Source organism: Pseudoalteromonas sp. SG45-2, from assembly GCF_014164115.1.
GTDB classification, from domain to species: domain Bacteria; phylum Pseudomonadota; class Gammaproteobacteria; order Enterobacterales; family Alteromonadaceae; genus Pseudoalteromonas; species Pseudoalteromonas distincta.
Genome location: NZ_JACJEO010000031.1, coordinates 20,259 through 44,188, shown reverse-complemented (window position 1 = coordinate 44,188; position 23,930 = coordinate 20,259). Strand labels below are relative to the sequence as shown.

General features: G+C 39.7%; 24 protein-coding genes. 11 read left to right on the top strand and 13 right to left on the bottom strand.

Annotated elements, in window-relative coordinates:
• Positions 1-250 precede the first annotated feature (250 nt).
• The 4 genes from gltX to proB all read right to left on the bottom strand — a co-directional run bounded on the left by gltX (position 251) and on the right by proB (position 4,370).
• On the bottom strand, positions 251-1,735 hold the full coding sequence (gltX, locus tag H5116_RS18445) for a glutamate--tRNA ligase (protein WP_182716801.1): 1,485 nt from the start codon (positions 1,733-1,735) through the stop codon (positions 251-253).
• Between the two features lie 39 nt (positions 1,736-1,774).
• Positions 1,775-2,134, bottom strand: coding sequence for a glutaredoxin domain-containing protein (locus tag H5116_RS18440; protein ID WP_002961611.1), 360 nt, complete (start codon positions 2,132-2,134; stop codon positions 1,775-1,777).
• 56 nt (positions 2,135-2,190) lie between these two features.
• Positions 2,191-3,165, bottom strand: coding sequence for a GGDEF domain-containing protein (locus H5116_RS18435; RefSeq protein ID WP_182716800.1), 975 nt, complete (start codon positions 3,163-3,165; stop codon positions 2,191-2,193).
• 101 nt (positions 3,166-3,266) lie between these two features.
• Complete coding sequence (gene proB, locus H5116_RS18430) at positions 3,267-4,370, bottom strand: glutamate 5-kinase (RefSeq protein ID WP_024597326.1); 1,104 nt, start codon at positions 4,368-4,370, stop codon at positions 3,267-3,269.
• A gap of 119 nt (positions 4,371-4,489) precedes the next feature.
• Between proB and H5116_RS18425 the strand changes: the two genes are divergently transcribed.
• Positions 4,490-5,449, top strand: coding sequence for a DMT family transporter (locus H5116_RS18425; protein ID WP_182716802.1), 960 nt, complete (start codon positions 4,490-4,492; stop codon positions 5,447-5,449).
• On the opposite strand, the gene H5116_RS18420 is transcribed toward H5116_RS18425, so the two are convergent.
• From H5116_RS18420 to pdsO, 3 genes are read right to left on the bottom strand one after another with little or no spacing between them, the layout of a single operon-like run.
• On the bottom strand, positions 5,344-5,949 hold the full coding sequence (locus tag H5116_RS18420) for a class GN sortase (protein ID WP_182716799.1): 606 nt from the start codon (positions 5,947-5,949) through the stop codon (positions 5,344-5,346). The genes H5116_RS18425 and H5116_RS18420 overlap by 106 nt on opposite strands.
• Entirely contained in the window at positions 5,946-7,964 is a 2,019-nt protein-coding gene (locus tag H5116_RS18415) for a marine proteobacterial sortase target protein (RefSeq protein ID WP_182716798.1), read from the bottom strand. Before H5116_RS18415 ends, H5116_RS18420 begins: the two co-directional genes overlap by 4 nt.
• Positions 7,965-8,010: 46 nt before the next feature.
• Positions 8,011-8,742 carry a sortase-associated OmpA-like protein PdsO gene (gene pdsO, locus H5116_RS18410; protein ID WP_182716797.1) on the bottom strand — a complete coding sequence of 244 codons (732 nt, stop codon included), beginning with the start codon at positions 8,740-8,742 and terminating at the stop codon, positions 8,011-8,013.
• Positions 8,743-8,946: 204 nt separating this feature from the next.
• Here pdsO and pdsR point away from each other — a divergent pair, with 204 nt between their 5' ends.
• From pdsR to H5116_RS18395, 3 genes are all read left to right on the top strand, one after another.
• Entirely contained in the window at positions 8,947-9,636 is a 690-nt protein-coding gene (gene pdsR, locus H5116_RS18405) for a proteobacterial dedicated sortase system response regulator (protein ID WP_182716796.1), read from the top strand.
• Positions 9,636-11,774, top strand: coding sequence for a proteobacterial dedicated sortase system histidine kinase (pdsS, locus tag H5116_RS18400; protein WP_182716795.1), 2,139 nt, complete (start codon positions 9,636-9,638; stop codon positions 11,772-11,774). The genes pdsR and pdsS overlap by 1 nt, the downstream gene beginning before the upstream one ends.
• Positions 11,775-12,055: 281 nt before the next feature.
• Positions 12,056-12,220: a hypothetical protein gene (locus H5116_RS18395; protein ID WP_182196201.1), complete on the top strand. Its 165-nt coding sequence runs from the start codon at positions 12,056-12,058 to the stop codon at positions 12,218-12,220.
• A 5-nt stretch (positions 12,221-12,225) separates the two neighbouring features.
• Here H5116_RS18395 and H5116_RS18390 read toward each other — a convergent pair whose 3' ends face one another.
• A complete protein-coding gene (locus H5116_RS18390) occupies positions 12,226-13,476 on the bottom strand; it encodes a multifunctional CCA addition/repair protein (protein WP_182716794.1) in 1,251 nt (416 codons plus the stop codon).
• A 132-nt stretch (positions 13,477-13,608) separates the two neighbouring features.
• Between H5116_RS18390 and H5116_RS18385 the strand changes: the two genes are divergently transcribed.
• A complete protein-coding gene (locus H5116_RS18385; RefSeq protein WP_182196206.1) occupies positions 13,609-13,836 on the top strand; it encodes a hypothetical protein in 228 nt (75 codons plus the stop codon).
• A 30-nt stretch (positions 13,837-13,866) separates the two neighbouring features.
• On the opposite strand, the gene H5116_RS18380 is transcribed toward H5116_RS18385, so the two are convergent.
• The 4 genes from H5116_RS18380 to H5116_RS18365 are packed head-to-tail and all read right to left on the bottom strand — an operon-like array spanning position 13,867 to position 17,731.
• Positions 13,867-14,367, bottom strand: coding sequence for a DUF1543 domain-containing protein (locus tag H5116_RS18380; RefSeq protein ID WP_002961636.1), 501 nt, complete (start codon positions 14,365-14,367; stop codon positions 13,867-13,869).
• A 10-nt stretch (positions 14,368-14,377) separates the two neighbouring features.
• Positions 14,378-15,724, bottom strand: a complete 1,347-nt coding sequence (locus H5116_RS18375) for a sigma 54-interacting transcriptional regulator (RefSeq protein ID WP_182716793.1) — start codon at positions 15,722-15,724, stop codon at positions 14,378-14,380.
• Between the two features lie 2 nt (positions 15,725-15,726).
• Complete coding sequence (locus H5116_RS18370; RefSeq protein WP_024597599.1) at positions 15,727-16,272, bottom strand: hypothetical protein; 546 nt, start codon at positions 16,270-16,272, stop codon at positions 15,727-15,729.
• 1 nt (position 16,273) lies between these two features.
• A complete protein-coding gene (locus H5116_RS18365; RefSeq protein WP_182716792.1) occupies positions 16,274-17,731 on the bottom strand; it encodes a sensor histidine kinase KdpD in 1,458 nt (485 codons plus the stop codon).
• A 330-nt stretch (positions 17,732-18,061) separates the two neighbouring features.
• Between H5116_RS18365 and H5116_RS18360 the strand changes: the two genes are divergently transcribed.
• From H5116_RS18360 to H5116_RS18340, 5 genes are all read left to right on the top strand, one after another.
• Positions 18,062-18,295: an EF-hand domain-containing protein gene (locus H5116_RS18360; protein WP_002961641.1), complete on the top strand. Its 234-nt coding sequence runs from the start codon at positions 18,062-18,064 to the stop codon at positions 18,293-18,295.
• Between the two features lie 24 nt (positions 18,296-18,319).
• Positions 18,320-18,547, top strand: coding sequence for a hypothetical protein (locus H5116_RS18355; RefSeq protein WP_024597597.1), 228 nt, complete (start codon positions 18,320-18,322; stop codon positions 18,545-18,547).
• Positions 18,548-18,733: 186 nt separating this feature from the next.
• Positions 18,734-18,970 carry an EF-hand domain-containing protein gene (locus H5116_RS18350; protein WP_182694203.1) on the top strand — a complete coding sequence of 79 codons (237 nt, stop codon included), beginning with the start codon at positions 18,734-18,736 and terminating at the stop codon, positions 18,968-18,970.
• Positions 18,971-18,979: 9 nt separating this feature from the next.
• Positions 18,980-19,216 (top strand): calcium-binding protein, encoded by a 237-nt coding sequence (locus H5116_RS18345; RefSeq protein WP_002961647.1) that lies wholly within the window; start codon positions 18,980-18,982, stop codon positions 19,214-19,216.
• 132 nt (positions 19,217-19,348) lie between these two features.
• Positions 19,349-21,031, top strand: a complete 1,683-nt coding sequence (locus tag H5116_RS18340; RefSeq protein ID WP_182716791.1) for an amidohydrolase — start codon at positions 19,349-19,351, stop codon at positions 21,029-21,031.
• Between the two features lie 55 nt (positions 21,032-21,086).
• Here H5116_RS18340 and H5116_RS18335 read toward each other — a convergent pair whose 3' ends face one another.
• Positions 21,087-21,926, bottom strand: a complete 840-nt coding sequence (locus tag H5116_RS18335; protein ID WP_039485043.1) for an HDOD domain-containing protein — start codon at positions 21,924-21,926, stop codon at positions 21,087-21,089.
• A 296-nt stretch (positions 21,927-22,222) separates the two neighbouring features.
• Here H5116_RS18335 and H5116_RS18330 point away from each other — a divergent pair, with 296 nt between their 5' ends.
• Positions 22,223-23,923 carry a dipeptidyl-peptidase 3 family protein gene (locus tag H5116_RS18330; protein WP_182711485.1) on the top strand — a complete coding sequence of 567 codons (1,701 nt, stop codon included), beginning with the start codon at positions 22,223-22,225 and terminating at the stop codon, positions 23,921-23,923.
• Positions 23,924-23,930: the final 7 nt, after the last annotated feature.

Here is a 23,930-nt window from a genome sequence, read left to right as displayed (position 1 = left end):
ATCTTTGATCAATTTAACGAATTAAATTGCACTATAACGTCGTTAAAAATTTTTTATTTAGAACAACTAGATATAAAAATTTTTGCCTAGTTCTAGCGTAATTTTCTTAACGTTAAATAGACCCCGTATATAAGCAGATTGGTATTAGGCTAAACAATATCAAAATACGATGTCATATAGCTAAACAGCCTGAAACAAAAAAGCCGAACTTATTTTACTAAGTTCGGCTTTTATAAGTGCATTTTAGTAATTATGCACTTGGGTATTCGCGGTACGCACGCTCTATATTTTTAGCCTGCTTTTTAGAAATACCTAAATGAGCAAGTGCAACACGTAAACGAGCACGTGATAAGTCAGAGCCTAATATTTCCATTGCATCAAGCACTGACGTACTTGATGTTTTGCCTGTAATTGCGACAAAAATTGGCTCTAAAAAGTCTTTAATTTTAAGCTCGTGGAATGTAGCCACTTCTTTTGCAATTGCAAAAATAGCGGGCTTATCAAAGCTACGTAAGCCTTCTAGCTGCCATACAAAAAATTGTAGTGCTTGGCGTATTACGTTTTCGTCTGCTTTACCAGCTGTTAATAGCGCAGGGTCGTAAGTTGGAATACCACCTACAAAGTGCCCTGCCAGCTCAACCATATCCGAAAGGGTATTAATACGCGTTTTAGCCTCAGGTAATACTTTAGCTAACATTTCACCGTTAAACTTCCAATCAACAAAGCGCTGAATTAACTGCTCGTCGGTTAGATTTTCGCGGATCCACATGCCGTTTAACCAGCTTAATTTATCCACGTCGAATACTGGGCCACCAAGCGATACGCGCTTCATGTCAAAGTTTTCAATCATTTCATTAAGTGTGAACTTTTCACGCTCATCTGGCATTGACCAACCCATACGACCTAAGTAGTTAAGCACGGCTTCTGGCAGGTAACCCATTTCTTTATAGTAGTTAATAGACGTTGGGTTTTTACGCTTAGATAGCTTTGATTTATCTGGGTTACGTAGTAATGGTAAATGACCAAGTACTGGCGCTTCCCAACCAAAATCTTCGTAAAGTTTTAATAACTTAGGTGCTGAGTTAATCCACTCTTCGCCACGGAAAATATGACTAATTTGCATATGGTGGTCATCAACTACGTTCGCTAAAAAGTACGTTGGGAAACCATCCGCTTTTAAAAGCACTTGCATGTCTACGTTTTCCCACGGGATCTCAATTTCATCTCGTAGGTAGTCGTTAAACTTAAATGTGCCTTCGCTTGGGATTTTCATACGTATAACGTAAGGTTTGCCTGCCGCTAAGTTTGCTTTAATTTCTTCATCTGTATGGTTTAAACCACGACCGTCGTATTTAGGGCGCAAGCCTTCTGCCATTTGCTCTTCACGCATTTTATCAAGCTCTTCGCTTGTTGCAAAGCAGTAAAACGCTTTACCATCGTCAACTAACTGATGCGCGTATTTTTTATATAAATCGCTACGCTCAGATTGACGGTAAGGACCAAATTCGCCACCCACATCAGGACCATGATCCCACTCAAGCCCTAACCAGCGTAAGCTATCCATAATCGCAAGTTCAGACTCTGGCGTGCTACGTACTTGGTCTGTATCTTCTATACGAAGTACAAATTCACCGCCTTGTTGTTTAGCAAAACAGTAGTTAAATAAGGCGATATAAGCGGTGCCAAGATGCGGGTCACCAGTTGGCGACGGGGCAACACGGGTGCGAATTGTCATGGTAAATTCTCTTTAAATAAGTGAGATAATAAAAGTGGTTTATGCAGCTACTTTGTTTAAGTAAGCAATAATATCGTTTGATTCATACAGCCATTGTACTTGGCCATTTTTCTCTATACGCAGACAAGGCACTTTAACTTTGCCGCCTTGCTCAAGAAGCTCTTGACGATATTGCTCATTATTTTTTGCATCACGCGTTTCTATGTTTAAGCCTTCGCGCTTAATAGCGCGGCGTACTTTTACACAAAACGGGCATGCTTTAAATTGGTACAGTTTAAATTGTGAGGTTTGCTGATCAAGCTGTGCTTGCTCGTCGCTTGCACGCTTTTTACTGCGAGGAGTAAATACAAAATTAAAGAATAAGATTATACAACCTAAAAACCAACGAACTAATTTCATGTTCTGTGCTCTGCTTACAACAATTTAAGGAGCCAGATTTTAGCACAAATTTACAATCAAAAAAGCTCAATACTGTTATCTATCTTTGGTTCGTTATTAACTTCTAATTCACTGTAGGAGGTAACTCTATTACGACCAGTATTTTTAGAGTAGTAAAGCGCTAAATCAGCCTGGTTTACAATACTCGATACAGTATCAATACTCACTAACTCTAAAAAACCAATGCTAATGGTTAATTGGCCAATTTGTGGAAAAGGGTATTGGGCAACATTAAGGCGTAACCGGTTAAGTGCAACATGTGCATCACCCTCTGTTTTTGCTTGAAATAACATAGCAAATTCTTCACCACCATACCTAAATACATAGTCTTCAATTCTAAAATTATTTTTTAGTAGCCGTGCAACAAGTAAAATAACCTCATCGCCAATTACATGCCCGTAGTTATCATTAATATTTTTAAAGTTGTCGATATCGGCAATAGCTAAATACCAACGTCGCTTTTTATTGTTATCATTTCTTGGTAACAAAAAACCGTTACCCGATACAATCTCAATTACTTTTTTATCAAATGTTTGCCTATTTAAAAGCTCTGTAAGTGGATCTAACCGCGACTTATATAATAGCCCAAGCTGATTAGCATAAATATTTAAAATATGTACAGCTAACATAGTTGTTCGTTCTGGTAATTCTTGCTCGGTTTCTATTAATAAAGTGCCGACTACTTTTCCAAAATGATAAATAGGCACGTAACTTGTAGTACTACTAAAGGCATAGCTCACCCTAATTTTATTTTGAGTGACCTTTTGTAATAACAATGATGCTTCATCTGGGCTTAATTGCTCTAAATTACTATTTGAATTTATAAGAGTAGGGGGTATGGGGGCTGAAAAATTTTTATTGACGTAAATGGCAAAATTATCAACTTCGAGCAAGTCGCCAATTATTTGTATTAATGCGCTATCTAAATCACTTTCCTCTTCTTGCTGGGTAAGCTTAATAATCCATTCATGCCCACACTTATTTGCCTTCATTACACTGCCTAAACTAATTAAACTTTTATTAGTCTAGACAATACTCATGAATTTACTAAGTTATGAGGTAATACTTATTAACTAATCCTTTAGAATAGGTATTAAAGTAATACTAAGTCGTCGCGATGCAATACTTCTGCACCACTATCGTATTCAAGTAACTCACCTATTTGATTTGAATGTGCGCCTTTGATTTTATTTACCTCGGTACTGCTAAAACGCGTTAAGCCACGTGCAATTACTTGATTTTTAGTATCTATTAAATCAATTAAATCGCCTCTTTCAAAACGTCCAAATGCATTAGTAACGCCTTTAGCAAGTAAGCTTGCACCTTTATTTTGAAGGGCACTAATAGCACCTGCATCTATAACAATTTGGCCGGTACTTTTAGGCCCAGCTAGTAGCCATTTTTTACGGCCATCTTTTGGGGCGGTGAGTTTTAAAAAGCGTGTACCAGGTAACTCGTCACTCATACATTTTAAAATAACGTTTTTACCAGCGCCTTTAGCAATAATGACTTCAACGCCTGCACGCCTTGCGATGTCGGCTGCTTGTAATTTGGTTGCCATGCCGCCAGTACCTAAGTTTGTACCACTGCCACCAGCAAGTTGGCGCAGCTCATCGTTTATATGTGTTACTTCGCCAATGAGGGTGGCATCGGCATTTGTGCGAGGATCGCTGGTAAATAACCCTTCTTGATCGGTAAGTAGCAATAATTTATTAGCATTAGCCAAAATAGCAACAAGTGCCGATAAATTATCGTTGTCGCCTACTTTTATTTCACTGGTAGCGACTGCGTCATTTTCGTTAATGATGGGCACAACGTCGTAATTTAATAACGCATTGAGTGTATCGCGGGCATTAAGGTAGCGCTCTCTGTCGTCTACATCAGCGCGAGTAAGCAGCATTTGCCCTACATTTACCCCATATAAAGCAAACAAGCTCTGCCAAATATGAATAAGTTGACCTTGTCCAATTGCAGCAAGCATTTGTTTATCAATTAAGCTTCTGCCACAGGGTTTTAATAGTTGTTCGCGCCCAGCAGCAACCGCGCCGCTCGATACTAAAATAACCTGATGCCCCTGCTTTTTAAGCTCGCAGCATTGGCGTACTAATTCAACCATATGTGCTTTGTCTAGCTTATCGGTGCCGCCAGTTAGTACGCTTGTACCAAGCTTTACAACTATTACCTGTTCCCTTTGCATGTGCTTTTTACTATTGATTAATTAAAGATGAATTAATTTATACCAGCTCGGTATTTTTGAACAAGTTAAAAATTTTCATGCTAGGATCTGATTTTATTAAATTAAGTAAATTACTCTCTATGCCTGCCAGTTTATGTTTAATTATTGCCACCTTTTTATGGGGCAGCTCTTTTATTGCGCTGAAATACGCCATTGCTATTTACGACCCTGCATTGGTGATATTTTTACGCATGCTCACCACGTTAGTTTTGTCGCTTTGTTTATGGCGCTACGTTATTCGGTTTGAGTACTTAAAAGGTGACTGGAAGTATTTAGTGGGTATGTCGCTTGCTGAGCCTTGCTTATACTTTTTATTTGAAGGCCATGCAATGGAATACACATCAGCCTCGCAGGCCGGTGTCATTGTCTCTTGCTTGCCTATTATTATTGCGTTGCTTGCCTTTGTATTACTTAAAGAGCATGTAAGCAAAGCCATTGTTGTCGGTTTTACGCTGTGTATAGGCGGCAGTATTTTACTTACGCTTCTTTCACCAAGTACCGACCAAGCACCTAATCCGTTACTAGGTAACTTTTTAGAGCTTATGGCTATGGTGTGCGCTGCATTTTATACCGTAAGTATTAAACATTTAGCTAATCGCTACTCGCCCCTGACTTTAATTGCGTTGCAAGGTATTAGCGGCAGCTTGTTTTTTGCGCCGTTTTTATTTTTTATCGACCTACCAAGCGAAAATCAACACGACTTAACTGCGCTCATGAGCATTTTGTATTTAGGCTCATGTGTAACCCTTGGCGGCTATGGCATGTACAACTATGCAATTAGCAAGGTATCGGTATTAACCGCTGCTGCGTACTCTAATTTAATTCCTATTTTCACACTTATTTTGTCAGCTATTATTTTGGGCGAAGTGCTCAACGTTTGGCAATGGCTGAGCATATTTGTGGTATTTATTGGCGTAATGGTAAGCCAGCGCCATCAAGAACTCGTGGTTGATATACCGCTTAGCGAATCAGGCGAAGACATTTGCGCAGATACAAGCAACCTTAAATCAGTACCCGAGGCAAGTGAATCAAAAGGGTAACAGGTAAGCAAATACAGCCCAGGTGTTTGTAAAAATGAGTTTTGGGATTGATGAATAACCTCAATCCCCGTTACCTTATAATTTTGAATCACCCCACTTTGCAGTTGCAAAGTAAACGCCTCTCCCACTTTGGCGTGTTGTAAAAATGCAAAGTGGGTGTCGTTATGCCCTGCTATTAGCGCGCCTTTTTCGTTTCCAAACTCTTTTCCGCCCAGCTCCCCTGCGGGTAAAAATTGGCTAGGCGCAAACGCTAAGTTACGCCCGCTTGCTCCTGCCAATACACTTAATGTTTTATTATGACTTGGCCAATCAATTTTTGCAGTCACGTAGCTGTCGGCGTAATACCACGGTTTTACTTTAGTGCCTGGTGATTTAAGCGCCTCTTGCCATGCTTGCTCAATTAATACTTGAGCAAGCCATGCTTTTGCCTGCATATAAGCGCCGTGACCAAATAATCCAAGCCCAGCTATTAGTAAGCCCACGCTTAGCCACTTTTTCATTTACGTGCCCTGCTTAATTTAAATGATCGGTTTATTTTAAGGGCGCCAAATCCCAATAATAAAATACAGCCTAGTAATATATGTAACCTGCTTTGCCCATCGGTTTGCGGTAAACGCATTGCCATACCTTGTGGTACTGCATTAGTAGCTTGCGCCGTTTGCTCTGCCACTTCTTTTATTTGAGTTTGTTCAATCGCTATAAAAGCAGTAAACGGGCTAAGTAATTGATGAGTAAGCGCAAGCTCCTGTACTTCATCTTTAACTGTATTTTGCTCGTTGTATAAAAGTAATGACTTGATTTTTTGGCGCGCCCACAGTTTTGCTATACCTTGAGCGCTTGAGCTATTTTGTGTACTTAATTTAATACTTAAAGGCCCTTGTGCTGTTTGCCCAGCAAGTACCACATTTTTAGCATTATTAAGTTTTATGGCGACCATGATAGGCTCACCAAAATATAAATCAGGTAGTGGTGACGGCCAAAAATCTAAGCTGTTACCGCTTTCATCGCTTAGCCCCAAATTAGTAATAGCCGGATGTGCAAGCTTATCAAACAACTGCTGCATTTTAGGTTGCACCTCGCTTGTGCTGCCTATAAAGGTAAATGAGCCTTTACCTATATCTGCCGCTCGGCGCATAAAAAAGCTATTCGGTGCGCTGCCAATACCCACTGTAAATAAGCGGCTATCGCCTAACTTACCTTGAATATTTTTAAATAATGCATCTTCATTACTTACGCTGCCATCAGTTAAAAATACAACTTGGCGTACAAAACCATCAAACTCGCTGCCATCAAGTACGGCATTAAGCGCACCTTGTATTTCAGTGCCGCCGTCGGCCTCTAGGCTATAAATAAATCGCTCTGCACGGCGTAAATTAAAGTCACTGGCTATAAGTGGTTTATCGCTCATTGGAGTCACTATGTTGTCAAAACCAATAATGTTAAAGCTGTCATCGCTATCAAGTAATGAAAGTGCATAAAACAACGCTTTTTTAGCTTGCTCCATAGATTGCCCGTGCATAGAGCCTGACGTATCAACTACAAATACCATTTCGCGAGGTAAGCGTTGAGTTTGTGTAAAGTGATCCCCTGGTGGCATTAGCATAGCAAGCCCGTATCGGTCACCATTTTCAAACTGCTGAGTAAAAAATGCGGCTTGAGCTTGCTCTTTTTGCAGCGGTTTAAACTCAAGTACAAAGTCGCGATTAACTGCATTTGTCTCATTTAACGCTATTTTATATTGTCCAAACGCGGTGTTTAGCACATCAACATTGTGAAATTTAGAATTGATATCCACCAGCTCTAAGCCTACGTCTATATCTATGTTTAAGCTAAATTGGCTGCTTGATACGTTATCATTTTGATTACTGCTTTTAATACTGTAAACAGGGCTTAACCATCCCGTTGGGAGTGAGTTAACATACGCTTGGTTTTGAGTACTCACCTCAACTTCACCACTAATCGCGTGATAACGCGGTGTAATGGTAGTAGGAAACCTAATAGCGAATTTACCGCTGCTGTAATCAATTATCTCTTGATACTCAAGCTCAATAATTACTTGCTCACCAGGGCCAATATTTGCCACATTCGTAATAAACATATTGGCGCGTTGCTGGCGTACAAGGGCCGCTTGCTTACCTGCTTTTTTAGCCTCCTCGTATTTTTTTTCGGCTTCTACCTTTTTATCAATTTGGCCTTTAATGACTCGCTCACCTATACGCATAGTCATGGCATGTACGGCGCTTTCATCAGGCAATGGAAAAACGTAGCGCGCATTAACCGCAAACGGGTTTTCGTTTTGATAGGTTTGCGTGACTACAACATGATTAATCAGGCCAGTTAAGGTCATATTGGCGTCGCTTTTTAATATTATTGCAGGGCCTGCTGGCGCACCATTGCTATCAAAAAGCTCTAACTTGGGTGATTGCGCATGGCTTTTGAAGCTCGCTAACAGCACAATCGCTATGAATATAAAAATGCTTACTTTAGTAAGCATTTTGGTTGGTTTACTCAACATAAAATCACTCCATCGAACGCTTTGTTTTACTTAGATTCAGTTAGATTTAGTTACTCGCCGTTTGGCCATTTACTGGATTCATTGAGCGAGTGGTAAGCGTTACGCGTCTATCAAAAAAGTTATCTTCCACCGTGTTGCTGTTAGCCAATGTTTGCTGCTCGCCAAATGCCTGCGTGCTTAAACGTTTATGGCTCACACCGTGCTTTATTAAATAGCTTTGCACGGCATTTACACGTGCTTTAGAAAGTAAAAGGTTGGCTTGCTCATCGCCGCGCTGATCGGCAAAGCCACTTAAATCAAGTGCGAGTTGTGGTTGGTTGTTTAACAAGGTAACGAGTTGGTCTAACTGCAGTGCAAAATGCGGGGCAATAACACTTGAACCTGTTTTAAATTGCACCGTCATCGCCAATAAGTTATTAATTTGAACTTGAGTTAACTGCTCATTTTGATTGACAAGCACTTCTAGCTGTTGCTCTAACATATTGTTGTGGTTAAGCACGTGTTGGTAATCGCTGGTTTTTTCTTTCATAACCGTAATTGCACGCTCTTGCTCTGCAATTTTGTTATCAGCTACTTTTGAATCACCTATTAAACCACCGGCAAATGCCCCAATAAACGCGCCTATTGGCCCGCCTACTACGCCGCCAATAATAGCGCCTGCACCTAAACCAATAGCCGTTTCTTTATGGGCTTCTTTTGATGGCGTGTTAGATGTTGAGGCAATTGCTGGAGTACAAAAGCTAGCAACGAGTGTTAACGCAATTAATGTCTTCTTCATGATTTGATCCTTAAACTTACTTTTTAATTTGTGATGTTTTGTTTTGATGGACCTATTAAAACAAGCTCAAGTGGCAACAAAGGGGATCAAAAATGGCAAACTGCTGAGCAATTGTGGCAAAAAAATGGCAATTGCCTTTTTAAGCGTACTTAGCTTAAAAACTTCGATATAGTGCACAGCAGAGCCGATAGGATAATGATTAAGATGAAAAAAATAGCCATCGTTGAAGATGAACCCGCAATCCGCGAAAACTACATAGAAATGTTGAGTGCACAGGGCTACCAAGTAAGTGGCTTTGCCGATCGCGCTAGCGCTGAAGCTGAATTTAAAAATGCCCTGCCCGATTTAGCCATTGTTGATATTGGCCTAGGCCATGAAATAGATGGTGGTTTTTTACTGTGCCAAACATTGCGATCGCTTTCTAAAACACTGCCTATTATTTTTTTAACCGCCCGCGATAGCGAAATAGATACCGTATGCGGCCTACGCATGGGCGCCGACGACTACCTAACAAAAGACATAAGCTTGGCCCACTTGGCTGCACGTATTGGTGCGCTATTTCGCCGCATGGAAGCACTTGAACAACCCGCTGATGCAAATGCACTCATAACACGCGGGCAGTTAACGCTCGACACGCAACGTATGCAGGTATTTTGGCAGCAACAATTAGTTGATTTAACCGTAACCGAATTTTGGATGCTGCATTCACTTGCCCAGCGACCAGGCCATGTTAAAAGCCGTAACGATTTAATGAGCGATGCAAAAATTTATGTAGACGACAGCACTATTACTTCGCACGTAAAACGTATTCGTAAAAAATTTATAGCAATCGATAGCACCTTTGATTGCATAGATACCGTGTATGGTATGGGCTACCGTTGGGAACAACACTAATGCTACGATTTGGTCTGCGCAGTAAATTTATATTACTTTCATGTTTTTTGTTTTTGCTACCGTGGCTTGGCTACGAGTACGTATGGGAAATGGAAAAGTTTTTACGCCAAGGCCAAGAAAAAACCCTCGTAGGCACCACTCGTGCACTTGCTACTGCATTACATGAGCGCCCTGCATTATTTGACGAGCAAACCAACTTTTTAGACCAAGTAGTAAAAGGCCGCGATTTATACGCTTATAATCTTAAAAACCCTATTCAGCTCGACGGTAAACTTAACGATTGGGACAGCTATCAACCGCTATTTTGGCATTACGACAAGCGCTACTTACAAAAAACAGATAACAAACATCAAGCCAGTGACTTATCGTTTGATCATATGGTTGGCAAGTTTGATAACTACTTATACGCCGTATTTAAAGTCACCGACAATACTCTTATTTATCGCGCTAAAAATAGCTTAAGTATTACCAATAACGATTATTTACAAATTGGTTTAAAAACGCCTGACGGCCAGTTTAATACTTACATTATTGCGCCGCGCCAAGACGGCTGGATTAATGCGTTTGATGCAAATACCAAAGCCCCTTTTACTAAAATTCAGGGCTATTTTGAAAGTACCGAATCAGGTTATAACATAGAGCTGCGCTTTCCTATTAGCATGCTGGGCAACAAACTTGGCTTTGCTATTGTTGACATTGATAGTAAAGAGGCATTGCTAGAGCCTAAAATAATGTCAACCTCAAACTTAAATAACCCAAACGATTTGGGCTCGGTATTAGTCCCTTCCCCAGAAATTAGCCGTATTTTAAAAGGTATGGGCCACAGTGGTAGCCGCATTTGGGTGGTTGATAACCATCATCGTGTACTTGCGCAATCGGGTACTATTCAAAATGCAGATGGCGTATGGGCTGATGGACTTGCTAACAAAGCACCTGAAACTTGGTGGCAGCGCTTTGAGCAAAATTACTTACACCCAATTTACTATAAAATATTAACGCGCCCCGAAAATGAGTTTTTAGATACCCTGCACGATGTAGCTTCTATGCAGGGCACACATTTAGCGAAAGCATTAAAAGGACAACCTGCATCGTCTTGGCGATTAACACCCGACAGTAAAGCCGTTATTTTATCGGCCGCTTACCCTATTTGGATTCAAGACCAAGTAATTGGCGCGGTAATAGCAGAGGAAACCACAAACGGCGTACGTACGCTGCGTAACAAATCGCTCGAAAAACTCTTTAACGTTATTTTAGCTGTGATGCTAATTGGTACTGTCACCTTGTTCTTTTTTGCCTCACGTATATCAAACCGAATTAGGCGGCTGCGCGATACCGCTGAGCAAGCAATTGATGCACAAGGGCGTGTTACCGGCAGTATTAATTACAGCGATGCTAACGATGAAATTGGGGATCTGTCTCGTAGTTTTTCAAACATTGTGAGCCGACTTGGTGGCTATACCGATTACTTAGAAAATATGTCGTCGCGGTTATCGCATGAGCTGCGCACGCCGGTTGCCGTAGTGCGCTCGTCACTCGAGAACTTACAAAGCTTGCCACAGAACGAGCAGAGCCAAAAATACCTCGACCGCGCCAGTGAAGGCGTTGAACGCTTAGGTAAAATAATAACCACCATGAGCGAAGCCACTCGCCTTGAGCAAAGTATTCAAAGCAACGAGCCTGAGCCTTTTGATTTACAAAAAGTAATAAATGGTTGCATGCAAGGCTATCAGCTTACTTACCCACACCAGTTATTTACGCTTGATGTATGCCAAAACAAATTACCTATGCAAGGTGCACCGGAGTTTATAGCTCAGCTGCTTGATAAACTTATTAATAACGCGCTGGAGTTCAGCAAAGCCAATACGGCTATTAATGTAAGCCTTAAGCAGAGCGAAAATAAAGCAACATTAACAGTGAGAAACACAGGCCCTGCGTTACCCGAAGGATTAACTGAGCATATTTTTGATTCAATGGTGTCGGTACGTACCCAGCAAATGCAGCAACAGCCACATTTGGGGTTAGGGCTTTATATTGTAAGGCTGGTGTGCGATTACCATAAAGGCAGTGTAACCGCGCAAAACAACGAACAAGGTGATGGTGTAGTATTTACCGTAACACTGCCGTTAGCTAATGGTTAGGGCTGTATTTATACCGTTATATTTGTACCGTTATATTTATAGCCACTGCATTATATGCAAATAGTAAGTACGTAATAAATTAAATTCAGCTGTATATTTTTAGTTAAAAAGAGTTACTTTAATTTATCTTAACCCCATATAAATTAACAAATAAACCCCTCTCATCCCTTAAAACCCGCCGGTTACAATTTAGTACAACTTCAAATGTAACTATTCACTTTTTATTCAGTCGAATGACCATACCCTACATCATATTAAAGTATTAAATTGAAGGAATACTCATGAAACCATCACTAGAGCGTGAAGAACTAGACTTTATTTTTGACTTATACAGGCCCTCTAAAAAGCCCAAGTCTGAAGAGGTAAAACCAAAAAACACCAATTACAAAGAGCTAAGAAAGCACGACGCGACTAAAAACCAAGGTGTATCGCACTACTTAGTCTAATTTTATTACGCTTGGGACTTCTCATGTTCTAAAAATGCTTTAATGCAGTTTATTTCTGCAAGTTTTACTTCTTCGCCTATTTCAGGGCCTTTTTTGCCATTTTTAAGTGCATCTTGCACTACTTGTTTCTTATCCATTTTTTGCAGTTCAGTATGAATTGCTCGCAGTTTAGTTGCTTGCGGGTATGGCTTATCGACCAGTGTTTCACCACGCCCTTGTGCATCGCATTGGCATGCTTGGGTAAATGCTATAAAACGTTCTGGGTGTACCAACGCATTTAGGTTAGTCACTATTAGCTTGTGAATGGTTTGCGGCCTTAACTGATCAATCGTGTGGCAAAGGGTGTGATTATCACTGGTGAGTACACCAACATCGCGAAAACGGTTTGGCACTTTTAAGCGCTCACAAAACGCCTCAATAACTGCAACACCTTCGCGTTCGTGCCCTCGTAGGTTTCCATACTTTTTAAAACTCAGCGCTTTTCCAAAATCATGGGTAAGTGCAGCAAAGCGTGCTTCTAAGTTAAAATTCAAATCGGCTGCACGCCTAAGTACCAACATAGTATGCACAAATACATCCCCTTCAGGATGATGGTTTGCCGGTTGCGGTACATTAACCATGCGCTCAAGTTCTGGAAAAATACCTAAACCTTGCAGTGCTTCAAAATAAAGCTCAGGGTGCTTTTCACCCAGTGCTTTTTCAGTTTCAAGCCACACGCGCTCAGGTACTAAATGATTTAGCTCACCTTTATTTTTAAGCTCGCGCATTAATGCATAGGTACTTGGGTGAATACGCCAATCGCTGCCATAGCGCGCTAAAAAACGGGCAATACGCAGTACTCGAACAGGGTCTTCTACAAATGCCTCAGTGGTGTGGCGCAGTGTTTTATTTTGTAAGTCAGTTTGGCCATTAAACGGGTCAATAATATTACCGTGTTCATCAAGCGCCATTGAATTAATGGTCAAATCACGCCTTGCTAAATCTTCTTCTAGCGTAACGGTTGGGCTGGCATCAACCACAAAGCCTGTATAGCCTTTGCCACTTTTACGCTCTGTGCGCCCCAGTGCGTATTCTTCTTTTGTTTTTGGGTGTAAGTAAACCGGAAAGTCACTACCTATTGGCACAAAACCAAGCGATTCCATCGTTTTTGGTGTTTCCCCAATCACTACATAGTCGTTATCTTTTGATTTTATATTTAGCAGTTTGTCGCGCACTGCACCACCAACGAGGTAAACTTGTTTTAAGTTACTTTTCACTTTATTCCCAATAACACTTGCCCAATTGTTTGACGCTAATCATATCATTAATTAAAAAATTCTGCGGTATTTGCCAAGCTTAAGTAAGCTCATTACAATGGCGCATTATTTTTAGCTATAGCCTCACAATTAATGAAAAACCATTCATCAAAAAAAGAACTCATATTACTACCCATTTTATTAGTGGTTATTTTAATGTGTGTGGCGGGTCACTTTTTACTACAAGCAAATTTTCAAGACAGTAATGTGGTTGAATACATGTTGGCAGCACTGCCGTTTGCTATGTTTGGGTTGGTTATTGTGGCGTTTAAAATGGCGGCTAAAAGCGAAAAAGATGAGCAAAACGAGCAGGACTCTTAATCCTACTCTGTTTTAGCTACTTATTATAATTTAAAGTATGTGATAGCCAAACCAGTCTGGCTTTATCGGCTGCGATATACCGCTGGGCGTGAGCTTAATGTTTAGCTGGCTGTCGAGTAAATCAATGGCAAAGCAATCGTCCACATCATGTAAATCATCTTTATGAATATGACTAAGCCCTGCGAGCAAATCGTTTTTAGCGCGCTCTTTAGCTTCATGGCTACTGCTTGCAACATACAGTGCAAAGTCATGTTGCTCAGCCATGGAATCACTTCTGTAAGCGCCTAAATTTACAAAATAAAGTTGTTTATTTTGCTCTACATAGCTATCAACAACTTCTACTTTAAAGCCATCAATATGATTAATTGCCATGTAGCTATCCATGTGAACACTACTTCTGTCGCCTACCCATTGGCTTTTTAACTTTGAGTAGGTTTGCTCTATATTCTCCCCTACTACAAAGCGAATATCGTGCATTTCAATGTGGCAACCCTGAATTCGACCACCTAAATACACCATAAATAACTGCATTTGCTTCTCTTTATAAATTATCTACATCAATATTATGTTTTTTAATCAACTTATAAAAGTCTGAACGGTTACGTTTGGCAAGCTTAGCGCCTTCAGCTACGTTACCACCAGCCATTTTTAAAGTGTTAATTACATAGTCGCGCTCAAACTCTTTTTTAGCGTCGTTTAGTGATAATGGTTCTACGTTTTTTTCATTACTATTTAGCGCAGCTAACACTAAGTGCTCTGAAATAACATCGCTTGGCGTTAATGCTACAACCTGTTCTACTACGTTTTGTAATTGGCGGATATTACCTGGCCAGTCGTAACGTACAAGCACATGCATAGCATCGCTTGCAAAGTGTTTTTCAGTTTGGTTCATGCGCTTAGCAATGCTTGCACTAAAGTGCTGTGCTAATAAGCTTATATCTTCGCGGCGCTCACACAGTGGCGGTAATTTTAAATTAACTACGTTTAAGCGATAGTATAAATCTTCTCTAAATTGCTGGTTTAAAATAGCTTCAGGAAGATTTTTATGTGTTGCCGACACTATGCGTACATCAATTGCTATCTCTTCTTGAAAACCTACTGGGCGAATTGTTTTTTCTTGTAATACGCGCAGTAACTTAACCTGTAAGTTAAGCGGCATATCGCCAATTTCGTCTAAAAATAACGTGCCACCCTGTGCTTGTTGAAACAAACCTTGGTGATCTTTAATTGCACCCGTAAACGAGCCTTTTTTATGACCAAATAATTCGGACTCTAAAAGCTCCCCAGGTACAGCGCCGCAGTTAATTGCAACAAAAGGGCCACCGCTTACATGGCTATGCTGATGAATCGCCTGTGCGAGTAATTCTTTACCAGTACCACTAGCCCCCGAAATAAGTACATTAACTTGCGTTGGCCCAAGTAGTTTTACTTGCTCTAACAAGTGCAGCATTGCACCACTGCGCGTAACTATATTACTTTTAGGTGCAGCTTCATCGGCGTTAACACCATGAATTTCTATCGCTTTAGCAAGGCTGTCAAATAGCTCATCTTTATCCACTGGTTTAGTTATGAATGCAAAAATGCCCTGTTTAGTTGCCTCTACTGCATCAGGAATTGAGCCGTGCGCTGTCATCATAATAACAGGTAATGCAGGGTAGCGGCTTTGCAGCTGACGATGCAGTGCCATACCATCCATTTCATCCATGCGTAAGTCGGTTATTACGGCATCAAACACTTGGCTTTTAAGTATTTGTAGTGCGGTTAAGCCGCTTTCGCAGGTTGTCACTTCGTATCCTTTTGATTCGATACGAATAGCGAGCAGTTTTAATAAGCTAGCGTCGTCGTCTACGAGTAATACTTTTGCACCTTGTACTTTAGTTGCGGCCATCGTTACTGCTCCTTCGTTTCTTCTCGTAGTAAAAGTTGCTGCTCAATCGTTGCTAACGATGAGAGGGTTTCTTGCATTTTATTATTAAGTGCTTGTTGCTCTTTTTTAGCATTTATTTGCATAGTTACTTGCTGCTTTTGAAGCCATAAATATTGCTTTATGTCATCAGGCCAAAAGTAAGCAAGATCGAGCTTTAGCAACTTAGTCATTACCGTATTTGGATCATCATTTATGTTTAAGCACATGAACTTAAAAAAGCGTTTAAGCTCGTTTTCGCCTGTAAAAACATCTTTGCTAGGTATCAATTTAAATCCACCACACTGATTAGCGTGCCATGCAATAACTTGCTCTGCAGGAGGATAGCTTGGTTCAATTTTTGGTCTAGGTTTTGGACTAGGATTACTGTTTTTGTCGGTCGTTTTTTTTGTATCGACCACAGGTGCAGGTGTAATTGACACACGCTCTTCTTGCCCATTATTAATTTCACAACCTGATATAACCATGCTGCTACTGAGCACACATAAAATAGCGATTAAACGCAAGCGCATGTTAATTAACTCCTAGATTTTTTGTTATGGGAATTTTAATTGAAAACCGGCAACCATGTGGCTCGTTATGCTCAACACTAAGTGTACCTCTCAGCTGTTCAACAGACTCTTTTACAATAGTTAAACCCAGTCCACTGCCTTGCAGCGTAACATTTTTACTGTGTTTACCTTGATAAAATGCGCTGAAAATTTGAGTTTTTTCTTGCTCTTTAATACCGCACCCTTTATCAAGTACAACGATACAAAGCTGGTTTTGCTCAAGCGCTAAATTAATAGTAACGCTTTGCTTATCCTCTGAAAATTTTAAGCCATTTGAAATAAGCTGAATTAAAATCATCTCAATAAGCTCACTAGGTAAAGCAAGCGGTTTGTTAGGTAAAGTATTTTGCCACTGCAGAGCTTGCTCACGCGCAGTTAAGCGATGCTCAAAATGGCTATTAATTTTATTAATAAGAAGACTAAATTCAACTTCGCTTAAGCTGTCTTTACTGGTGCGAATCGCATTATAACTCAGCAAACTGTCAATCATTGTGCGAAGGCGCACCATAGATTGGCTAATAAGCTCAAGCACTGCTTTTTGCTCAGCGGTAATTGGGCCTACTATTTCATCAGTTAATAAGTCAGTGCCTTCAACCATTGAAGCAAGCGGCGTTTTTAGCTCATGAGTTACATGGCGTAAAAAAGTATCTTTTTGCTGCTCAAGCATATGAAGCTGTTCTTGTACCCATTGGAGCTTTTCTCCTAGCTCAACAAGCTCAGCTGAACCTTTCACAGATATTTTTTGCTGCCAATGCCCCTGCCCAAGCTTATCAATAACCGTAGTTAACCCTTTTAGTCGCCCACTTATACGCCATAAAAAGCCTCCCCCAACAATTAAAGTCAGTGGAATAAGTGCCACCAGCCAGTTTATAAATGAAGCTTGCAGGCTTGTAAGCTCATTTTGGTTATTGGTAATTTGCGCTTCGTTTTTATCACGTAACCATAAAGTAAGTTCAGCAATTAAATCGCTCACTGGCACAAATAGCTCAGCTTGTTGCTGTTTTTGCTCAACGAGTTTTACATGCGCGGTTTGTAAGGTGGTATATAAGCGTTGCCATTGGTGGATATACTCTTTATTCGTGTTTACAAATTTGAGTTCATCAATGCTTTGTAGGGATGATTGCCATTTATCGACAATGAGCTTATCAAGCGATTCACTTTTTAATACCCAGTTTTGCCTAGTGGCGCGTTCAAGACTGTTGAGTTCTTGCTTTAAAGTGTTAAACGATTTGGTAACTTGGTAGTTGTTACTCACAATACTTTGAGTAACCGCTAATTGCTTATTAAGCGCATTTAAAAATACGATCACCACTATAGAAAGCGGCAGTAACGAAAGCAGCATACTCATTGCAAATTGCCCAATTAAATTAGGCCGCCAGTTAAGCATTGCTTGGTATTTTTTAGCTATGGTTGCTGGCATTTCGTTTAGTCCTTTTAAGTTAAGCGTTCTATTATTAAGTGCTTACCTTATACACTAGCTGAACCAGCAATTATATTTAATACGATTAACAGCCAGCACTACAAAACAATGTGTCGCCAAATAGAGACAACGTAACTCGTTGATTTTAATAAACTCCCTTTTAACCCCATTAAATAGTGTTGCAAAAGGCGCACAAAAATTACAATAAACCCAGTAAAAACTTCTCACTGGCTTAAAGCTAAAACAATAACCAATTGAAAAATAACAACAATTATTATTGGCACCATTTTTGTAATAGGAGTAATAACTTTAATCAATAAGGAAATAATTATGAACAAACGCATTTTAGTAATTTCATCATTACTGGCTTTAGGCTTTTTAGGCGCTAATGCACACGCAATGGACGTTCACGCGACTTTTAACGAACTTGATAAAGACAGTAACGGCACATTAAGTGAAGCCGAAGCAGGTGAAGATGCTGTGTTACACGAGAATTTTTCTCAAATTGATACTAATCAAGATGGGCAATTGTCGCTAGATGAATTCAAAAAATTTATTCAATAAACTCATTTAATAAGGAACGTGATTATGAAACAACTTATAGCCGCTTTTTCATTAATGTTTTTAGCAATTAGTGCCACCGTAATTGCATCGCCAACAAATGTGCGTTTTGCCCACTTAGATAAAGACATGGACGGACAAATTTCAATTGCAGAAGCAAAGGAAGATAAGGAAGTAATGAGACAATTTGCCGACTTAGATGAAGACGGTGATGAAAAGGTCTCAAAAAAAGAATTTGAAAGCTTTAAACCTTAATGAGTAATTACTGATTAAGCTTTACTTAAGCTTGTTATAGGTAAACTGGAATTAAAAGCATTTGCCATAATCCCTGAGGGAGTGTGTAAAAGGATTTAATGTTGGGAGTTAAATTACGGCAAGTGCTTTTTCCTTTTCACTTTATTTTAGCCACAAACTTTAAATACATCTTTTGGAAGGAACACCATGAAGATACTTCCCCTTACTATAAGCATCTTAATGCTATTAAGCTTTGATGCCGCTGCACTTGATGTAAAGCAACGCTTTGATCACCTCGATAGCGACAAAAGTGGCTATTTAACGCATGACGAACTTGATCCCCAACCACAGCTATTAAACACATTTGTAAAATGGGACAAAAACCAAGATAACCAAATTTCGTTAATCGAATTTAAAAATTACCTTACCAATAACCTCTACTGAGTATTTTTCATGAAAAAAACAAGCTATATAGCGCTTTTTGCGTTTAGTATTTTTAGCACATTAGGCTTTGCTGCAAGCAACAATGTTGCAGAGCAATTTGAAAAACTTGATAGAAACCAGGATGGTTTTTTAACACGTTCAGAAACCGCTGTAGACCCCGCTTTGTGGTCTCGGTTTTCAAGCTACGATCAAGACAAAGACGGCAAGCTAACGCTAAGTGAATACAGTTTATACGCTAGTAAATAAACCCTTTCAAAAGCTAGATATTTTATGTTCTAGCTTTACTGCTTTTTTCTTCATCATAATTTGTCTCACATATTGGTATTATAAAGTTGGGTTTGCTAGTGTTAACGCACTAACAATAAAAAATAATGCCTTATGTCGCTCAAAAAAATAATCAAACCACTCATACTAGCCAGCCTTTGCGCTAGTTCTAGTTACACTCTTGCTCAAACAAAAGTAATTTATAATGCCAACGGTTATACCCCTTTATATCAAGGTGAAGTACAGCAGTTTACTACCCTCGTTATTAAAAATGGCAAGGTAGTAAAACTAGGTAGCGATACACTTAAAGATAGCTACCCAGATGCCAAGCTAATTGACGCGCACGGTAATACCTTATTACCAGGCTTAATTGATGCTCATGGGCACGTTATTGGCCTTGGCGATAATTTATCGCAACTTGATGTACGCGGTGCAAAATCGGTTGATGAAGTAACGAATAAACTAAAAGTATTTGCCGATAACAAACAAGGTTGGATTATAGGGCGAGGTTGGAACCAAGAGCTATGGCCTGATACACGCTTTCCTACGGCTAAAGATTTAGACAAAGTAGTTAACGATCGACCTGTGGTGCTTTCTCGAGTTGATAGCCATGCCATTTGGGTTAATTCAAAAGCGCTCGAACTTGCAGGTATTACCGCCCAAACAAAAGCACCTGAAGGCGGTGAGATAATTAAAGACGAATTTGGCAATCCTACGGGTATTTTTGTAGACAAAGCAGAATCGCTAATTACACAGCATATGCCAGCCCCTTCAAAACAAGATATAAGTGACTCACTAGATGCAGCTGGTAAACATTTATTAAGTTTAGGCATTACCTCTACTCACGATGCAGGTATTGATAAAACCACATGGGAGGTTTACAAAGAGCGCGGCGACCTTGGTAATTTACCACTGCGTATTGTGGCAATGTTAAGTGGTGCAAGCCCTGATTTAGACACAATGTTAAAGGCAGGCCGGTACCACGACAAAAATGACTTTATGGAAATTCGCAGTGTTAAAGTTTACGCCGATGGCGCACTGGGCTCTCGTGGTGCAGCACTTATTGAAGAATATGCAGACAGACCTGGTCACCATGGTTTAATGCTTGAAACACAAGAGAAACTCGAAGCACTCTTTACACAAAGCTTTAAAAGCGGCTTTAGCGCAAATACTCACGCCATTGGCGACAAAGCAAATAAAGTAGTACTTGATGCCTATCAAAATGTGTTTAAAAAAACGGGCGGTATATTACTGCGAAACCGAATAGAGCACGCCCAAATTGTAACCCCTGATGATATCCCTCGCTTTAAAGCGTTAAAAATAATCCCTTCAATGCAGCCGGTACATGCCACTTCTGATATGCATATGGCAGAGCAGCGTTTAACTGAAAAACAACTAAGCGGCGCCTACGCGTGGCAAACATTTTTACAGCAAGGTTCGGTTGTTGCAGCGGGCTCTGATTACCCTGTAGAGCTTGCAAATCCATTTGATGGTTTGTATTCAGCCATTACACGCATGGATCATAACAAACTACCGGAAAACGGCTGGCGTGCAAGTGAAGTACTAAGCCGCGAAGATGCATTACGTGCATTTACTCTTGGCGGCGCCTATGCAGCTCATCAAGAATTTAAGGTAGGTAGTTTAGAAAAAGGTAAATGGGCCGACTTTATTTTAATTGATAAAGACTACTTTAAAGTGCCTCTTGAGGAGATCTACAAAACAAACGTACTGCAAACATGGGTAGCAGGAATAAAGCGATACGAAAAAACTAAGACAGAAAATACCACCGAAAAATAAAACTAAAAAAGGGTTAACGCAAGTTAACCCTTTTTGGTTGTGTAGGAAGGCACTTTTAGCTAAACATGTTTTTCACATCTTTTAGCATGTCGTTGTACTCATCACTTGTGAATAATTGCATAGACGGTATAACGCCTTTGTCTATATACGTTTGCAGCGCTGCAGACTTATCAGAAACCTGTAACGTGCCCTCTAAAATAGCCCCTACTCGAATAAAATCCACGTAACTTACTTTTTCAGGTTTGTAACTTGGGTCAGCCCAGCTCTGAGCTACATCAACAAACTCTTTAGGGAATTCCCACGCTTGCATAATAGATGAGCCAACCTTTCCGCTAAGCTTTTGAATTGCATGAGCCAAAAAGCTTGGATTAGCAAATACCTCTGGGTGGCGCTCAGCTTCAGTTAAAATTGGTAATACACCAATATTATAAACAAGTGCGGCGAGTGTAATAGAATCGCGGTTAAGTGACGTGTGCTTACTATTTTTTAAATAAAACTCCATAAGTGATATTGAATGGCTAGCAACGGTTAATGTTTTTTGCCATGCCTTACCCATGTAGCCTTTAATTAGCTCATTATTTGATACAAATAATTGTTCCATAGCCATAGCTGTAGCAATGTTTTTAATTTGACGTAATCCAATACGAGTCACTGCTTGTTGTAAATTAGATACTTTTACAGAACGTCCCATAATCGCACTATTAGCTACTTTTATCATACGAGCTGAAAGCGCTGGATCTTGTGAGATTACATCTGACATTTGGATTAAATTCACATCTGGGTTATCTGCAGCTTGGCGAACCTTAATCGCTACTTCAGGTAGCGTTGGTAAAACCAACGTATCGTTATTTATTCTATCGACTAGAATCGTTAATAAAGCGTTTTCTGTAGACATAAAGCTGCCATCCTTTTGTGTTCAGCCTGTAAAGTAACTGCAAACTCAGGCAGTTAATTTTCGTATTAGTAATATAATTAGTATTGTCTAACTTACCGATAAAGTTAAGAAAATTATAGAAGTTTATTTTTATTTATAATGCTTTACCGCTCATGCTTGCCTTACAACGCCAAATACTTGCTATTTACCATTTAGTTTTGCTTTAATGCACTCACAATAAGGAAGCGTTTGTACATACTTAATATTTTAACTAAAGCAGTACAAATTATTAAACTTACTTTTTAACAGGCAATATAATGATCTTAAATAAAATTAGCCAAGCAATTATGCTCTCTGGTGTCGTTTTTCTTAGCGCATGTTCTGAACAAGCGCCGTCTTCTACCGACAACACAGCCGTAGAGCTTGCTCAAAAAAGCAGTGCACAGTCAGGCCCTAAGCTTATTAATGCAGATAAACAACGTTTAGATATTTACACCGACTTTAGCTTACAAAGTGATTTATCGCACTTAAGCGATAATCAACGAGCAATGGTTGCAAAGCTTATTGACGCTTCAAAAATAATGGATGAGTTATTTTGGAAGCAAGCATTTGGTGAAAATAAAGATGCTTTTTTAGCAAAACTAAACGATGAAAAAGTACGTAAATTTGCTGATATTAACTATGGTCCATGGGATCGTTTAAATGGTGATGAAGCATTTTTATCCAGCTATAAAGAAAAACCTCTTGGCGCACAGTTTTACCCTGCTGATATAACCAAAGAAGAGTTAAACAATGCAGACGTTGAAGACAAAACAGGGCTTTATTCTGTAATTAAGCGTGATGAGCAAGGTAAGCTTTACAGCGTGCCTTATTCAAAAGAATACGCTGATGAGCTTGCAAAAGCCGCTGATATTTTACGTGAAGCAAGCAAACTTGCTGACGATAAAGAATTTGCTAACTATCTAAACTTGCGTGCCGATGCTCTACAAAAAGATGACTTCCAAGTATCTGACTTTGCTTGGATGGATATGAAAAATAACCCAGTAGATGTGGTTATTGGTCCAATTGAAACTTATGAAGATCAATTATTTGGTTACCGCGCAGCTTATGAATCTTACGTACTTATTAAAGATTTAAAATGGAGCGAACGCTTAGCTAAATTTGCAGCATTTTTACCTGAGCTTCAAAAAGGCTTACCTGTAGATGCTAAGTACAAACAAGAAGTACCAGGCTCTGACGCCGACCTAAATGCATATGATGTTGTTTACTACGCTGGGCATTCAAACGCAGGTAGTAAAACAATAGCAATTAACTTACCAAACGATGAGCAAGTACAGCTAGAAAAAGGAACTCGTCGTCTGCAACTTAAAAACGCAATGCGTGCTAAATTTGATAAAATTTTAGTGCCAATTTCAGAGCAGTTAATTGTACCAGAGCAGCGTAAACACATTACTTTTGACGCATTTTTTGCCAATACGATGTTCCATGAAGTAGCGCATGGTTTAGGTATTAAAAATACAATTACTGGTAAAGGTACTGTTCGTCAATCACTACAAGAACACGCGAGTGCACTTGAAGAAGGTAAAGCCGATATTTTAGGTCTATACATGATTGAACAGTTACTTAAAAAAGGCGAAATTACTGAAGGCACTATTGAAGATTATTACACCACCTTCATGGCAGGTATATTCCGCTCAGTTCGTTTTGGAGCATCAAGCGCGCATGGTAAAGCAAATATGATCCGCTTTAACTTTTTTGCTCAAGAAGGTGCTTTTTCTAAAAATGAAGAAGGCTTATACCGCGTTAATATGGAAAAAATGAGCATTGCAATGGCCAAGCTTTCTCGCTTAATTTTAACTCTGCAAGGTGATGGCGATTATGAAAAAGTAGATCAACTAATTGCAACGCATGGCGACATTAAAGAAGAACTTGCTAAAGACTTAGAAAAACTAAGTAAAGCTAATATCCCTGTAGATGTAACATTTAAGCAAGGTAAGGAAATACTAGGGCTTAAATAAGTTTAGT